Source organism: Methanococcus maripaludis (assembly GCF_002945325.1).
Classification (GTDB): Archaea; AGJL01; Methanococci; order Methanococcales; family Methanococcaceae; genus Methanococcus; species Methanococcus maripaludis.
The window spans coordinates 598,289-614,776 of record NZ_CP026606.1 but is presented as its reverse complement, the minus strand read 5'-3'; the positions used below and the strand labels follow the sequence as shown (position 1 = coordinate 614,776).

General features: G+C 34.1%; 17 protein-coding genes. 7 read left to right on the top strand and 10 right to left on the bottom strand.

All coding sequences use genetic code 11. The annotated features are described in order from the left end of the window. Positions 1–105 precede the first annotated feature (105 nt). Entirely contained in the window at positions 106–783 is a 678-nt protein-coding gene (pyrH, locus tag MMJJ_RS03245; RefSeq protein ID WP_104837664.1) for a UMP kinase, read from the bottom strand. A 236-nt stretch (positions 784–1,019) separates the two neighbouring features. Continuing rightward, positions 1,020–1,223: a histone family protein gene (locus MMJJ_RS03240; RefSeq protein WP_011170330.1), complete on the bottom strand. Its 204-nt coding sequence runs from the start codon at positions 1,221–1,223 to the stop codon at positions 1,020–1,022. A gap of 253 nt (positions 1,224–1,476) precedes the next feature. Here MMJJ_RS03240 and MMJJ_RS03235 point away from each other — a divergent pair, with 253 nt between their 5' ends. Further along, entirely contained in the window at positions 1,477–2,034 is a 558-nt protein-coding gene (locus MMJJ_RS03235) for a S24/S26 family peptidase (RefSeq protein WP_244901561.1), read from the top strand. Between the two features lie 32 nt (positions 2,035–2,066). Here the strand turns inward: MMJJ_RS03235 and MMJJ_RS03230 are convergent, their stop codons facing one another. The 8 genes from MMJJ_RS03230 to MMJJ_RS03195 form a co-directional block, all read right to left on the bottom strand. After that, positions 2,067–3,239 carry a geranylgeranyl reductase family protein gene (locus MMJJ_RS03230; protein ID WP_104837663.1) on the bottom strand — a complete coding sequence of 391 codons (1,173 nt, stop codon included), beginning with the start codon at positions 3,237–3,239 and terminating at the stop codon, positions 2,067–2,069. 2 nt (positions 3,240–3,241) lie between these two features. After that, positions 3,242–3,406, bottom strand: coding sequence for a 4Fe-4S binding protein (locus MMJJ_RS03225; RefSeq protein WP_104837662.1), 165 nt, complete (start codon positions 3,404–3,406; stop codon positions 3,242–3,244). 86 nt (positions 3,407–3,492) lie between these two features. After that, on the bottom strand, positions 3,493–4,152 hold the full coding sequence (gene yjjX, locus MMJJ_RS03220) for an inosine/xanthosine triphosphatase (RefSeq protein WP_104837661.1): 660 nt from the start codon (positions 4,150–4,152) through the stop codon (positions 3,493–3,495). Positions 4,153–4,217: 65 nt separating this feature from the next. After that, positions 4,218–5,366, bottom strand: coding sequence for a pyridoxal-phosphate-dependent aminotransferase family protein (locus tag MMJJ_RS03215; protein WP_104837660.1), 1,149 nt, complete (start codon positions 5,364–5,366; stop codon positions 4,218–4,220). A gap of 98 nt (positions 5,367–5,464) precedes the next feature. Continuing rightward, complete coding sequence (gene purD, locus MMJJ_RS03210) at positions 5,465–6,799, bottom strand: phosphoribosylamine--glycine ligase (RefSeq protein ID WP_104837659.1); 1,335 nt, start codon at positions 6,797–6,799, stop codon at positions 5,465–5,467. Between the two features lie 200 nt (positions 6,800–6,999). After that, positions 7,000–7,515 (bottom strand): metallophosphoesterase, encoded by a 516-nt coding sequence (locus MMJJ_RS03205; RefSeq protein WP_104837658.1) that lies wholly within the window; start codon positions 7,513–7,515, stop codon positions 7,000–7,002. Positions 7,516–7,573: 58 nt separating this feature from the next. Next, positions 7,574–8,308, bottom strand: a complete 735-nt coding sequence (locus MMJJ_RS03200; protein WP_104837657.1) for a uroporphyrinogen-III synthase — start codon at positions 8,306–8,308, stop codon at positions 7,574–7,576. 15 nt (positions 8,309–8,323) lie between these two features. Next, a complete protein-coding gene (locus tag MMJJ_RS03195) occupies positions 8,324–8,602 on the bottom strand; it encodes a hypothetical protein (protein WP_104837656.1) in 279 nt (92 codons plus the stop codon). 241 nt (positions 8,603–8,843) lie between these two features. Between MMJJ_RS03195 and eno the strand changes: the two genes are divergently transcribed. The 6 genes from eno (at position 8,844) to MMJJ_RS03165 (ending at position 16,439) form a co-directional block, all read left to right on the top strand. Beyond that, entirely contained in the window at positions 8,844–10,136 is a 1,293-nt protein-coding gene (eno, locus tag MMJJ_RS03190; RefSeq protein WP_104837655.1) for a phosphopyruvate hydratase, read from the top strand. A 199-nt stretch (positions 10,137–10,335) separates the two neighbouring features. Next, the gene (gene alaS, locus MMJJ_RS03185) at positions 10,336–13,014 is read left to right on the top strand and encodes an alanine--tRNA ligase (protein WP_104837654.1); all 2,679 of its coding nucleotides are present in this window, start codon (positions 10,336–10,338) and stop codon (positions 13,012–13,014) included. Between the two features lie 42 nt (positions 13,015–13,056). Beyond that, positions 13,057–13,932, top strand: coding sequence for a pantoate kinase (locus MMJJ_RS03180; protein WP_104837653.1), 876 nt, complete (start codon positions 13,057–13,059; stop codon positions 13,930–13,932). Between the two features lie 10 nt (positions 13,933–13,942). Beyond that, complete coding sequence (locus MMJJ_RS03175) at positions 13,943–14,800, top strand: zinc metalloprotease HtpX (RefSeq protein WP_104837652.1); 858 nt, start codon at positions 13,943–13,945, stop codon at positions 14,798–14,800. A 9-nt stretch (positions 14,801–14,809) separates the two neighbouring features. Next, the gene (locus tag MMJJ_RS03170) at positions 14,810–15,463 is read left to right on the top strand and encodes a DUF5612 domain-containing protein (protein WP_104837651.1); all 654 of its coding nucleotides are present in this window, start codon (positions 14,810–14,812) and stop codon (positions 15,461–15,463) included. Between the two features lie 37 nt (positions 15,464–15,500). Continuing rightward, positions 15,501–16,439: a methionine synthase gene (locus MMJJ_RS03165; protein ID WP_104837650.1), complete on the top strand. Its 939-nt coding sequence runs from the start codon at positions 15,501–15,503 to the stop codon at positions 16,437–16,439. Positions 16,440–16,488: the final 49 nt, after the last annotated feature.

Genomic DNA, 16,488 nt, shown 5'->3' with positions numbered 1-16,488 from the left:
CCTACAAATCTTTCTTTTCCCATCATAGGCAGAAAGCAGAGCTTTCTGATATTTTGCAAAATTTAATTTTGCAAAAAAGGCTTTTTTCTTTAGAAAGAAAAGGGTTTAGGGAGTAATGGTAGTTCCGTTATGATTTCCAGAAACTGACGATATAATTTCTTCAGGAATTCCTTTTACAACAATAGTTTTTAATTTTGCCCTATCAATAATTTTTGATGCTAATGGATCAACGACACCAGATGATCCCGCACTCATTGAACTTGAACCAGTAATCTCTAAAAGTTCTTTTGTATTTATTTTATCAAGTTTTACTGCATCTTTATTGCATCTTGGGTCCTTATTGTATACTCCATCAACATTTGTTGCAATAACGAGTAAATCCGCATCAATAAATTCTGCGAGAGTTGCTGAAACTGCATCTGTAGTGTGTGCAGGATGAGTTCCACCCATTACAAGTATTTTGTCCATATTTAAAATAATTTCAGCATCTTTGAAATTTTCAGGAACTTGTTTTACTGCATCTTTTCCAAGTGCTGAAATTAACAGCATGCTGTTCATTCGTGTTGCAAGGATTCCGATTTCATCACAAAAAGATTCATTTGCAAATTCTCGCGCAACTGATATGTATTGCCTTGCAGTGTTTCCTCCGCCAACAACGACAGAAACTCTATGGCCCATTTCTTTTAATTTTTTAAAAGCTTTAGCATAATTTTGAATGTTTTCAGTCGACGCGCCTTCTTTTGGCATCAAGACTGATCCTCCAAGTGCAAAAACTACATCCATGAAGTAACCTCAATTATATTTTGTAAGTTTCAAAAAATAATAACTCTAAATTATCCTAAATAGTATAATCCTTTATTATATAAAATTTTAGCTGAAAAATTCTGAAAAAAGAAAATAAAAAAGTAACAATAAGATAAGTGATAACTGTAATATTGAATCACAAAATCAAAGATTTTGATATCTGATAATTAACTTATCAGTAGTTTTAAACGTGTAACTTCCCAATTAAGGGTAATTTACATTTTTAAAGCCATTTTAATGTCTTCAACTTTAACAGTTTTTCTTCCAGCATGTTTTGATAAATCTGCTGCTTCTTTAGCAATATCCATTGCGATTTCTTCTAATGCTTCAACAAACATTTTTGCTGCATCTTCACTTACTCTTTCAGCACCTGCTTTTTTTAATATTCTTACTACTGGTGCAACTGGTAGTTCTGCCATAAAATCACCTCAATCTTTTACAGTTTTAATTTTGGAAAACTAAATATATAAATCTTTCGGAAAAAACCACAAATGACAAGCCTATACCAATATCAAATCATGACTAAACCCAAAACCACAATGTAATTTATATTAGCTTACCTATATTATTATTAAGAATCCAAAAATCGCTAAATTAAATTAGAGTTTGGGTGGTATCATCAATAATAAAAATATTCTTGAATGGACTGTATTTTTATTTGTCTTTCTTATTGTGTGGACACATGTCAATGTTGTGGTCTCAGACAGCATGGTTCCAGTAATGACGAGAGGCGATTTTGTAGTTGTGGAAAATTCTTTATTTGAGTTTGACCCCGAAAGCGTCTCAGTAGGTGATATAATAGTTTATAGTGCCCACTGGACCAATGCTGGAGAAAATAAAATAATAAACCAGGACTTATCGATAAACGGGCGAAATTTAAATTATTACGAGTTAAATTCCCGGGAAAGTATGATTTATAACCTGCCAATAATTTCGAGTTATTCGCCAACAACGCCTGTAATTCACAGGGTAATTGATACGTGGACTGATTCTGAGGGAAACAAATATTACATTACAAAAGGGGATAATAACCCGACGTATGATCCAGAATTAATACGTGCAGAACAAGTTAGACAGAGGGTAGTTGAATTAAATGACGAACCATTTATAATTCCGTATCTTGGACACATTTCAATAATTCTAAAAGAGAACTTAATTATATTTGTGATATTGCTTGTAATATGGATGTATTACGATTACAGAAAAGAAAAAGTTGCAAAAAATAATTAAAAACTAAATAAAACCAAAAATATATTAATTTTTTAAAGTAATTCTTTAAAATGTCTCAGGAGTGATGGTGCTTTTGCAACTATTTTAATTGCGAGCTTTCCAACATCTACTTCTTCTAAATTTTCAGGAATTGAATTTGCAATTGCATTTAATTCATCGTCACTTAATTTTTGAAGTATATTTTTGTATTTTAAGTCGTTCATTAAAAGTTTGTAGTACTTTTCTTTCCATTTTTTTTCGTAAAGATTCAAAAACTCTTCCGAATAGTTTTCTGCTTTGATACTCTGCGCGGCAACATCTCCTGCCATCAAACCACAATCCATTGAAAGACCTATTCCTCCACCCGTAAGTGGACTTACGTGTCCTGCAGCGTCGCCTACAACCATGATGTTATCAGCAACTGTTTTTTTAATTGGGCCACCTACTGGGTCACCACCAACTTTGAATTCAACCGGAACTGCATTATCCAGCCTTCCTTCAACTAAAGGATGGGTTAAAAATTCATCTAAGTAATCGATTGCTCTTTTTTTACTATCAATGACACCGATACCTACGTTTACAGTATCTCCTTTAGGGAATAACCAAATGTATCCTTTAGGGCATATGTCCCCGAAGTAAAATTCCATCATTTCGTTGTTTAATAATTTTACATTGGTCATTTCATATTCTGCACATGAACAGATTTCTTTAGGGTTTTTCTTGGATTTTAGTCCTGCATATTCTGCAATGTTACTTTCAACACCGTCTGCAGCAATTACGATTTTTGATTTAACAATGTATTCGTCTCCAAGGTAGTTTACAAAAACGTTGTATCCCTCATCGGTTTTTTCAATTTTCGTAACTCTACTTTTAACTGCAATCTGTGTGCCGGCTTGACCGCTTCTTATTGCGAGGAATTTATCAAATACTTTTCTTTCAACAACATAGCCGTCCGTTTTTCCGCCTTTTACGACTATTTTTTTACCGTTTGGAGCTATTAAATATCCTCCCCTTATGTATGATTTAACAAATGAGGGCTCGGGATTAATTCCAAAATCTTCAAGTCGTGGAACTGCTTCAGCACACCTAACTGGTGTTCCAATTTCCTGGGATTTTTCAATTAAAAGTGTTTTTGCCCCATTTTTAGATGCGTTGTATGAAGCCATGCTACCCGCAGGTCCTGCACCAACCACAACTACATCATAGCTATCGTTTAAAGCCTTCATAATTATTCCTCCAACGCATTTACAGGACATACAACCGTACATAGGGCACAGTTGTTACATTTTTCTTCCTCAATGTATAATTTGTTTTCAATTAATTCTATTGCCATACTTTTACATACTCCAACGCATGCACCACAGTAGCCACATTTACTGTAATTCACTTTCATCGTATCACTTTTACCATTAGAATTATTATACAAATTAAAATCATTGTATAAATACTATCCTCATTAGATTGTTGTATTAATCCTATTTAAAACCTTATTTGTGAATTCCTTCTGTACTTTGGAATCATGGCCATTACAACTGAATCAATACATAATTGTTCCCTAAGTATATTGTTATCGGTAAGAACTCCAATAATTCCATTTTTCTGACCGATATTTTTTACCCCGTAGGTTTCTTCTGCAATTTTACTGCATTCATAACCTTCGTTTATCCTATCAGAAATATCTTTCGGAATTTGAAAAGCCTGAGACGTTCCAACACTGTAATCCAGTCCATTATATACAACACAAATGTGGATATCTAATTTTTTTTCTCCAATTTCTACAATTCCTGCTTCAATTCCAATTCCATAAACACAATTTACCTTTTCAAAAGCACCCTTTGCCCGGTTATATGCTCCTTTAAAAGTTTCTTCAAATCCTTGAGGCTGGTCCGATACTCCACTTTTTGTATCTACGGAAGATACAAGCATGGTTCCAACAGTTTTTTCAATTGCTTTTTCTACAGCAGAAACTTTAACGGGATTTGTACTTCCAACAGAAATAACTCTTAATTTGTGTCCGGCAGGGCCTCCACGAAGTTTTTGTGCCTTTTTTAAACATTCGGGATCTTCACAAAGTAAACTTCCAAATTGATATGTTTTTGCAGGCTTACCGCAAATATCGCAAAATCTGGATTCAAACATTAACTCACCAAAAAATAATTACATTAATTAAAAAAATGAAAATAATGGTTAAAAAAGATTATGTTTTAATTTGATAGAACTTTTTTTGCAGCAGCAACTCCGCCTTCTGCATTGTAGCCCAATTCTTTAAATGCAAGTTCGATAGCTGCTAAGGTTCCTAAAACCTGGTATTCTTTAGCTGAACCCATGTGTCCAACTCTGAATATTTTTCCAGCAAGGTGTGACTGTCCGCCAGCAACTCTTATGTCGTATTTTTCTGCAAGGAGTCCTCTGAATTTTTTGTCGTCAATTCCTTCAGGGTATTTTGCTGAGGTAACTGTAACTGATCTTGCTCTTTCTTTTGCAAATAATTCAAGTCCCATAGCTTCTAAACCTGCTCTTGTAGCTCTAGCAAGTAAATCGTGTCTTTTAAATCTGTTTTCAAGCCCTTCTTCAAGCACCATTTCAAGAGCTTCATTCATTGCGTAAGTTAATGAAACAGATGGTGTGTAAGGGGTTTCTTTTTTAGCATCCCATGATTTTTTGTATGCGTTTAAATCTAAATAGAATGATTTAGTTTCCGTTTTTGAAACAACATCCCATGCTTTTTCACCCACGGTAATTGCAGCAAGTCCTGGTGGTGCAGCAATACATTTTTGTGAACCCGTAACACAGATATCGATGTTGAATTTGTCTACATTTACGTAATCTCCACCAAGTGATGAGATTGTATCTACGATGTAGATTGAATCAAAATCTTTTACAACTTTTCCTAAGTCTTCGATTGGGTTTTTAGCACCTGTTGATGTTTCGTTGTGAACAACAGTTACTGCTTTTATTCCCTCGTTTTCTTCGAGTAATTCTCTTAATTTTTTAGGATCTGCTAAATCTCCCCATTCAGGTTCGTATTTTATCGTGTCTGCCTTGTAAACTGATGAAATTTTGTAGAATCTTTCTCCAAAGTTTCCGTTTGTAATGTTTATTACTTTGTCGCCTTTATCCAAGGTATTTGAAATAGCCATATCCATTACAGCAGTTCCTGAACCGGTTATGATGTATGTATCATTTTCAGTCTGGAATACTTTTTTCATCATGTCTACGGTATCGCCAGTTAAATCTCCAAAGTCTGAAGTCCTGTGACCAATAATTGGTAACGCCATGGTGTTTAAAACCCTGCTTGGAACCATTGTAGGGCCCGGAATCATTAACAGTTTTTCAGTATCCATCTGTTTCATTAAATCCCTCTATTTAACTTATTTTTTACTAAATTCTATAATATTGATGGAATTTGATATATATTTCTATTATTTATATATTGTCATGAATTTTATATTTATTTGGCCAGTTCTTTTACTCTTTCTACTCTTTTTTTAATTAAATCAAGTGTTCCAATATCGCTTCTGTAGTAAACTTCACCTTTAAAGTTTTCAATTGCTTTTTGGGCGATTTTTTCAGCTTCTTCGATATTTTCTGAAATTCCAACAACAGCGGCACTTCTTGAACCAGTAATGTATAATTTTCCATTTTCTTCGTTAATTGATGCGTAAAACAATATTGCATTTGCATCTTCAATTGCTTTTTCGTCAACTGCTAATTCTTTGTTTCTTACAGGGTCTATCGGGTAACCGTTTGGAACAACATATTTACAAACAGTTGCTTTGTTTTCAAATTCAAGGTTTAGTTTATCAAGTTTTCCTTCTGCAATTGCAAAACAAACGTCTAAAAAGTCAGTTTTTAATATCGGGAGCAAGTTCATAGCTTCAGGATCTCCAAATCTTGCGTTATATTCAATAATCTTTGGACCATCTGCAGTAAGCATGAATTGACCGTATAAAAATCCTTTGTAAGGGCCAACTTCTAAATTAATTGAATTAACAGTTTTTTCCATTATTTTTTCTGCTTTATCAAGCATTTCTTCTGATAAAAAGGGCAATCCGTGGTTTGGACAGGAGTATGAACCCATACCTCCGGTTATTGGGCCTTCATCGTTGTTGTACGCGTGAGGGTGGTCTTGAACAGCAGGCATAAATACGATGTTTTCGCCATCTACAAAACCATGGAGTGTAAATTCAACACCAACAAGTTTTTCTTCGATAATTATTTTTCCGCCACCAATACTTTTATCGAATACTTCTTTAGCGTAAATTTTAGCTTCTTCATTGTCTTTTAACTGTTCACCAACGACTTTCACACCTTTACCGCCAGTAAGTCCTGCAGGTTTTACAACAACATCTTTTCCTAAAGATGTCATTTCATCGATAAATCCTTCAAGTTCAGTTCCATAATCATTAAATGCAGCATATTTCAAAGAACCGTCGATTTCATATTTTTTAAATAAGTTTCTCATGAATTCTTTGCTTGTTTCAATTTGTGCTGGAAGTTTTTTTGGACCAACTGTTAAAATGCCCATTTCTTCGAGTAAATCAGAAGCGCCAACTCCAAGTGGGGATTCGGGACCAATTACTGCAATTTCAGGTTTAATTTTTTCCGCAAACTCTTTTATTGCAGGAACATCGGTTTCGTTGTTAAATGATACTTCTTCAGAGAGTGCGTATATCCCCGGATTTTTATTTTTCATTAACGTATAAAGCTCCACGAGTTCGTTTTTTTTAAGGGCCATGGCAATTGCATGCTCTCTAGCTCCCCCGCCAATAAGTAAAACTTTCATACAAACCACCATTTCGATTATTTAGTTAAAAAAACATTTAAAAATATATTGATGTTAGTATTTTTTTAATTTTTGAAAATGGAAATAATTTAATCATCTTTCTGTTAATGCATTATAATAAATAAAATTATCCATGATTAAAGAGTTGGGTACAATAAATAACTTTAAAAAAGTTTTTAAAAAATAGGATTTAAACTGATTTAAATTTCAGAAACTTCATCTAAATCGATTTCTTGATATTCTTTGTCCTTAGTGTTTAATATTGCAACGGTTGGTTTTCCAGTTAAATAGCCGCAGCACTCTCCAGGGTTAATTACTAAAACACCGTCGATTTCTTCAAACTGTCTTTCGTGAGTGTGTCCGTGAATTACAACATCGTACTCTTTTGACTGTATTACTGCTTCGAGAATTGGAGCATGGGTTCCGTGGAGAACAAAGAATTTATGTCCATCTGTTTCAAAACTTACATAATTTTCAAGTTCATTATCAGGATCAATTTCTTTTAACCATTCCTTTAACAGGGTTTTTTCACCGTCGTTATTTCCAAAAACTCCAACGATTTTTGAGTTTAAGTTTTCAAACTCTTTGATTACAAACAATGATACAAAATCACCACAGTGAACAACCATATCAACTTTTTCGTCGTTAAAAACAGCGATAGCTTTTCTTATATTTGGTAGATAGTCATGAGTGTCTGACATTATACCGATTTTCATAGAAATCACCAATATTAGCAAGGGTAGTTAAACAATAAAATAATTATAAAATAGAAAATCAGATATTTAAATCTTTAATTACAGGAACCATAGCTTCGACGGTATAATTTTTTTCAGGTATCAAAGAATCAAATCCAAAAGAATCTACATTTTTCTTTGTTATCGGCCCAATTGATACGATATACTGCTTTTTTAAAATTTCTAAAAACTCAGGGCTGCAGTGTTTAAAGAAATTTTTCGCAGTAAGACCACTTGTAAATGTCAGGATTACTTTTTTATCCATGCAGTTTTCAGAAATAACCTGTTTTTCAAGTTCCTTTAATTTTTCAGGTATATCTGTTGGTTCTTCTGAACTGTAAACGAAAACAAGGTCTGCATTTAGTCCTTCTTTTAAGACATCTCTAGTTGAAGGAGTTGTTGGAACAAGCACATTTTCTCCATTTTTAACCTGTTTTTGTAGTGCTTCAAGTAAGTTTTCTGCAGTATATTGTTGTGGAATAACGTCTACCGCTTTTCCAAACGTTCTTTCAAATTCTTTTGCAGTTTCCGTACCAATTGCACCTATTTTTTTAGTTAAAACTTTTTTAGCATCCTCTAAATCTAAATTCCTAAAAAAACCTTCAACTCCCCGAGGACTTGTAAATACTATCCAAGAATAGTCTTCAAGGTTTATTTGGGCTTTTTTAAAAACCAGTTCAAGTGTTGGAAGAATAATCGTTTCAAAACCATTTTTTTCAAGTATTTTTGAAAAATCCTTACCCTTCTCGGCCGGGCGCGTGATTACAACTTTCATGGGATCTCCATTTCATCAGATTTTTTTCATATTCAAATCTCTTAAGTATGCCCTTAATTTTTCAATATTTTCTTCAAAATATTCCATGTCTTCTAAATCCCTTAAAATTTCTTCGCCCATGTAAATTCCTGCAGAAACTTTGTCTGCGAGGAGTCTGCTGTTTGGAACGTCGTATTTTTTATACAAAAATTCTAAATCTTTCTCCATATCCTCAAGTTCTTCTTTAAAGACTTTTTCCATGGAATTTACAATAGTTTTGTCATCAACGGTAATTAGATTGCCAGTTCCTTTCATAATATCATCTTTTAGGTTTTAAGAATCATTTTAATTTTATTTTTTTAATTATAAATAACTTTTTTTATTAAATTATAAATAAGGAATGCTAACGGATTTTTTAAACAAAAATAACCTTTTTGCAATTGAATTAATCATGGGAAAACTATATATTTCTTAAACCGATATCATTGATGTAGTTTTTAGCGGCATTCATCTTTTTTAAACTTTAATAATTTGGAAATTTACCAGAGGTGAGACTTTGTTAAGAAACATGGACGATTCATTTGATATCTATGAAATAAAAGCAAGACAGGTACTTGATTCACGGGGAAACCCAACTGTGGAAGCTGAAGTGTTAACTGCAGGTGGCGGATATGGTCATACAATTGTTCCAAGCGGTGCTTCAACCGGAACTTTCGAAGCAGTTGAATTAAGGGATAAAAGCGAAAAATACGGCGGAAAAAGCGTATTAACTGCAGTTTCAAACGTAAATGACATTATTGCACAGGAATTAATCGGTGAAGATGCAAGAAACCAGAGATTAATTGATCAAATAATGATAACGTTAGATGGAACTGAAAATAAAGGAAATTTGGGCGCAAATGCAATTTTAGCAGTTTCACTTGCAGTTGCAAAGGCTGCGGCAGACACTGCATCACTTCCGCTTTACAAATACATTGGTGGCTCTAACGCATATGTTATGCCTGCTCCAATGATGAACGTGTTAAATGGTGGCCAGCACGCAGGAAATGCACTTGATTTTCAGGAATTCATGATAATGCCTGTTGGTGCAGATTCATTTGCAGAAGCAGTGAGAATGTGTTCTGAAACATACCAATCTTTGAAAAAAGTAGTTGCTGAAAAATACGGAAAAGATGCTGTAAATGTAGGGGATGAAGGTGGATTTGCACCTCCTGTAAAGACAATCGATGAAGCTCTAGCAGTACTTTTAGATGGAGTTAAAAAAGCAGGTTATGAAGACGAAATAGTATTTACAATCGATTCTGCTGCAAGCGAGTTTTACGATGAAAAATCCAGGTCATACATGATTGCAGGAGAAAAGGTTTCAACCGATAAATTAATCGATATTTACAAAGAAATGGTTGCACAGTACCCAATTGTTTCAATCGAGGATCCATTGTTCGAAGAAGATTTTGAAGGATTTAAAACTGCAACGAAAGAGTTAAAAGGAATACAAATTGTCGGTGATGATTTGTTTGTGACAAACACGAAAAGACTCAAAAAAGGAATTGAAATGGGTGCTGCAAACTCACTCCTTTTGAAAGTAAATCAGATTGGAACCCTTTCAGAATCAATCGATGCTGCAAACATGGCATTTAGAAATGGATACAGTTTGGTTGTTTCACACAGAAGTGGAGAATCAGAGGACTCAACAATTGCAGATTTAGCCGTTGCACTAAATGCAGGCCAGATAAAAACCGGTGCTCCTGCAAGGGGGGAAAGAACTGCAAAATACAACCAGTTAATGAGAATCGAAGAAGAACTCCAGATTTCAAAATATGCTGGAAAAGATTTCAAAATTCCATTTTAATTCTATTTAATTCTATTTTTCAAATTTTTTTATTCAATTTTATTTAAAACATGTATTTTTCAAAGATTTTTTAAATTTTAATTTAAAGTTATATATTATAATTTATGAATACAACTGGGCAAAGAATAAAAACAAAAAATACATATTGTTTTAAAATCATTATCAATAATGTCAATTATTGCCGGATTGGTGGTTTGTAATGGAGATTAATCACGATTATAGAGTAAAACTTTTTGATGAATTAGGTTTTGAAAGAAAACAGTGTACTGAGTGTAACCAATGGTTTTGGACACTTGATAAAGACAGGACTACTTGTGGAGATAGTCCGTGTGATGAGTATTCATTTATTGGAAACCCTATCACCAGTAAAAAATACACCTACAACGAAATGGTTAAGGAATTTACGAACTTTTTCGACGAAAAGGGACACACCCCTGTAAAAAGATCTCCCGTAGTTGCAAAAAGATGGAGAGACGATATTCTTTTAACTATTGCATCGATTGCAGTATTTCAACCATGGGTTACAAGTGGGCTTGTAAAACCTGTAAAAAATCCGTTAGTAATTGCACAGCCATGTATCAGGCTTAACGATATTGATAATGTTGGAAGAACTGGAAGACACCTAACATGCTTTACAATGGGTGCACACCACGCATTCAATTCAAAAGACGACTACAAGTACTGGACAGATAAAACTGTTGAATACTGTTTTGAATTAATGAAAAGACTTGGAATTGACGGAAAAACAATTACCTTTATCGAAAGCTGGTGGGAAGGTGGAGGAAACGCTGGACCCTGCTACGAAGTTATAACGCACGGTGTTGAGCTTGCAACACTTGTTTTCATGCAGTATAAGAAAATTGGAAACGATTACGAAGAAATTCCTTTGAAAATTGTTGATACAGGATACGGAATCGAAAGATTTGCATGGGCTTCCCAAGGAACTCCAACAGTTTACGAATCTTTATTTTCAGAAATAATTGAAAAATTAAAAGAAGATGCGGGAATTCCAGAAGTCGATGAAAAAATAATGGCTGAGAGTGCAACTCTCGCCGGACTTATGGATATTGAAAATGTCGGTGATTTAAGAGTTTTAAGGCAAAAAGTTGCTGAAAAAATCGGAATGGATGTAGATGAGCTTGATAAATTAATAAGCCCGCTTGAATACATCTATGCGATTGCTGACCACACAAGATGTCTTTCTTTCATGTTTGGAGATGGAATTGTACCTTCAAACGTAAAAGAAGGTTACCTTGCAAGATTGGTACTCAGAAAGACATTAAGATACATGGAAAAAATCGGAATCTCAATGTCCATAAAAGATATCATTTCAATGCAGCTTGAAAACATGAAAGAAATTTACCCTGAATTAAGTGGCATGAAAGAATACATAATGGATGTTTTGGATTCTGAAGAGAAAAAATACATTCAAACTGTAAACCGTGGAAGAGGAATCGTTGAAAGAATGGCTGCTTCAAAGTCAGAAATCACGCTTGACGATTTAATCGAATTATATGACAGTAACGGGCTTCCTCCTGAAATTGTAAAAGATGTAGTTGATGAATTAAACAAAAAAGGAAAGAAAACTATTGCAATTACAGTTCCTGACAATTTCTACACGATTGTTGCAGAAAGACACGAGGAAGAAAAACCTGAAGAAGTAGTTTCAACGAAAAAAGAACTTCCTGAACTTGAAGTTTCTGAAACCGAACTTTTATTCTTCAAACACCCAACGCAAGTTGAATTTGAAGCTAAAATCTTGAAAATCGCTGAAAAATATATTGTACTAGACAAAACCCTTTTCTACGCTGAAGGCGGGGGTCAAAAGTACGATATTGGTCAGTTAAATGATATTGAAGTTATTGACGTACAGAAAAAGAATGGAATTGTATTCCACAAAGTTTCTGACATTTCAAAATTCAAAGAAGGCGACACAGTAAAAGGTGCCGTAAACTGGGATAACAGGCTTAAATTAATGAGAAACCACACTGCAACGCACGTAATAAATGCAGCAGCAACAAGGGTTCTTGGAAAACACGTATGGCAGACCGGTTCAAACGTTGATACTGAAAAAGGAAGACTTGATATCACCCACTACGAGAGAATTTCAAGAGAACAGGTAAAAGAAATTGAAAGAATTGCAAACGAAATTGTTCTTTCAAAAATGCCTGTAAACTCAACTTTTATGGATAGAAACGATGCGGAACAAAAATACGGCTTTACAATCTACCAGGGTGGTGTAGTTCCGGGAGATACTTTAAGAATAATCGAAATCGAAGGAACTGACGTTGAAGCATGTGGTGGAACTCACTGCAGCAACACTTCAGAAGTGGGATACATTAAAGTTTTAAAGACCGAAAGAATTCAGGATGGTGTTGAAAGACTTGAATATTCAACAGGAATGGGTTCAGTTTCAGAAATTGCGAGTCTTGAAGATACCTTAATTGATTCAGCTGAAATTTTAGGAATTCCAAATGACCAGCTTCCAAAAACTGTTAAAAGATTCTTTGAAGAATGGAAAGAACAGAAAAAAACGATTGAAGAACTCCAGAAAAAAGTCGGTGAACTCGTAAAATACGAACTTGCAGACAAATTTGAGAATGTTGGAAATTACGAAGTTTTAGTTGAACAGGTCAACGGAACTCCAAACGAATTAATGTCGATTGCAGACAACTTAGCAGTTGGAAACAAACTCATAGTTCTAATGAATGAAAACGACTACCTCTTATGTAAAAGAGGAGAAAACGTTGAAATAAGTATGAAAGACTTAATCAGAAATATTGGAAAAGGCGGTGGAAAAGATAACCTCGCACAAGGAAAATATTCTGAAAATAAGGAACAAATTACGGAAAAAATAATTCAGATTTTAAATAAATAATTTTTATTTCTTTTCTGTTTTTGATAAATATTAGGTGCTAAAATGTTCATACCCTCTCATATTACAGGTTTTTTCAAAATAACTAGACACGAAAATTTACTAAAAACCGGATCAACTGGTGCAGGAATTACACTAAATAGGGGAGTATCCACAAAATTGGTCGAAGGATCTGGAAATGTTTATTTTAACGATGAAAAAATAGATCTGTGTCCGTCAAAAGATGTTATCCATTATTTGGGGCTTAAAAACGAATTAAAACACGATATAACCTATACTTCCGATTTTCCGCTTGGATGTGGTATGGGAACATCAGGATGTTGTGCACTTGGTGCTGCATATGAGCTGAGTTCAACATACAACTTTAAGAACATGCAAAATGATATTGATAGAAGTAATTTAGATAATAAAAAAAATGAATCAGATATATCAGAACTGGTGAAAATTGCTCACAAGGCAGAAGTACGCTGTAATACTGGGCTTGGAGATGTTATCGCACAGCACACAAAGGGTTTTGTTATTCGAAAGAGTCCAGGATTTCCAATTGGTGTAGAAAGCGTTGACATTAAAAACATGGATGATTATAGTGTTTTGGTAGATATATTTGGCAAAAAGGAAACTGATACCGTAATTAACGATCCTTCGTGGATAGAAAAAATAAATGCTACTTCAGACGAATTACTTGGAAAATTGTTGAAAAAACCAACCCTTGAAAATTTCATGGAGTTATCATACTACTTTGCAAAAAATACAGGTCTTGCATCTGAAGAAATAATCGAAATATGTGATGATTTAAGATTTACTGCTGGAGCGTCCCAGGCAATGCTTGGAAATGCAATATTCTGCATCTGTAAAGACGAAGAATTAAATGACGCCGCTTCAATTTTATCAAATCCAGTGGTTTGTAAAATTTACAAATAAAGGTGTAAACATGATGTCTACAGTAAAAGTTCTTTTATTGATGGCACTTTTAACAGGAATGATCTACGGAATTTGCTTTATGCTCGGATTCCCCCCAATATTTGCAATACTTTTAGCACTAATTCCTAATTTAATAAGCTATTTTTATAGCGACAAAATAGTTCTGACAAGCTATGGTGCAAAAATAGTTGATGAAAACGAAGCGCCAAATTTACACAGAATTGTTGAATCAATAGCAAACAGGGCAAATATTCAAAAACCAAAAGTTGCAATAATTAATACTGATACTCCAAATGCATTTGCAACAGGTAGAGGCCCTAAAAATGGTGTAGTCGCAGTTACTACCGGAATCTTACAACTTTTAAATGAGCAAGAACTTGAAGGAGTTTTAGCTCACGAAATTGGACACATAAAGCACAGGGATATTTTAATCGGGACAATCGTTGCAACGATGGCTGGAGCAATAATGTACATTGCAAATTTCTTACAGTGGGGAATGCTTTTTGGATATGGAAGAGACGACGATGGAAATCCAATGCAGATTGTTGCATCCCTACTTTTCATAATATTGGCTCCAATTGCTGCAATGGTTGTTCAATTTGCAATTTCAAGGCAGAATGAATACAATGCTGACGAAAACGGGGCAAAATATTCAAACCCGATTTACCTTGCAAATGCACTTACAAAACTTGAAAAAGGGGTAAAATACCATCCGTTAAGAAATGGAAGCCCTGCAACTGCACACATGTTTATTGTAAATCCTTTTAAAGCAGGAAACGTTGCAAGGTTATTTTCAACACACCCTTCAACCGAAGAACGGGTAAAAAGATTAATGGAAATGGCAAGTAATCCTAAATATTTAAGATAAGGCGATTTCATGCAGCTTGGACTTACTGTAATTGCGGAAGACCGTGTAGGTATACTTTATAGATTAACAGGAATAATTTCGGAATTAAATGCAAACATAGTGTACACTCAGCAGTTCATCGTTGGGGAAAATACTGGTTTAATTTATATGGAACTCGATGGGGTCGAGGACGAAGAAAATTTAGCAGGAAAACTTGAAAAATTAGAATTTGTAAAAAAAGTTGAAACTCACAAAACCATGAAGAAAATATTTGGTAAGAGAGTTTTGATATTTGGAGGGGGCGCCCAGGTAGCTCAAGTTGCAATGGGTGCAATAAGCGAAGCAGACCGGCACAACATCCGTGGGGAGAGAATAAGTGTTGATACAATGGCAGTAGTCGGTGAAGAAAATCTTGCAGATGCAATCTTGGCAATAAAAACACTTCCAAGAGCTGGAGTTTTGGTTTTGGCAGGATCATTAATGGGCGGAGCTATTACAAAAGCTGTTGAAGAAGTAAAAAAGGATACAAACATTCCAGTAATATGCTTAAACATGTTTGGAAGCCTTCCAAAGCTTGCAGATCTAATAGTGACCGATCCATTACAGGCAGGCGTTATTGCAGTAATGACTGTTGCAGATACTGCTAAATTTGACATAACTAAGGTTCGCGGAAGAATACTTTAATTTTATATTATTTTTTTATTACTTTTTTGGTGATTTTATGATAAAGACTGTTGTTGGTAGCTACCCAGTAGTTAAAGGAAAACCCGATTCTATACCTGATAAAATTAAGAAATTTTTTGGAAAATATGATAAATACGAATATTCGATAAAAAAAGCCTTAGATGATCAATTAAACGTTGGAATTGATATTTTAAGTGATGGCCAGGTCAGAGGAGACATGGTTGAGATATTTGTATCAAACATGTATGGTTTTGAAGGCAGGCGAGTTGTCAACAGGGTTGAATTTGTAAAACCAATTACTTTAAACGATATAAAATATTCTCTAAAATATATTTCAAAAAAAGACCCTGAAAAAGGAGTAAAAGGAATAATAACTGGTGCTTGTACGCTTGCTTCATCAATTCGTGTTGAAAATTATTATGCTGATAACAAAGATGAAAATTTAATTTACGATTTAGCAAGGGCTTTAAACAAAGAAGCTCTTTCAATTCAAAACCATGTAAAAATGATACAATTTGATGAGCCAATCCTTTCAACTGGATTATATGATCTCGAAGTTGCAAAAAAAGCAATGAACATTATTACTTCTGGAATAACTGTTCCTGTTGCAATGCATGTTTGCGGAGATGTTTCAAAAATATTTTACAAATTAAATGAATTCAATGTCGATATTTTGGACCACGAATTTGCATCCTGTAGAAAAAATCTTGAAGTATTAAATGAAATCACAAAAAAGGTTGGTTTCGGGTGCATAAACACCAAAATTAAATCTGTAGATTCTGTTGACGAAGTAAAAGCATTAATAAGTGAAGGAATAGAAATATTAAAGAATAATTCTAAATTTGAAGGTTCAATAAATGATTCCGTTATAATCGATCCAGACTGTGGTATGAGACTGCTTCCCGTGGATGTTGCATACTCTAAGTTAAATAACATGGTTACTGCAGCAAATGAGATTGAAAAGGATTTAATTTAAACTTTTAGGTAAGATACAATGTCAAAGCCAATTTTAAATAATTATAAGC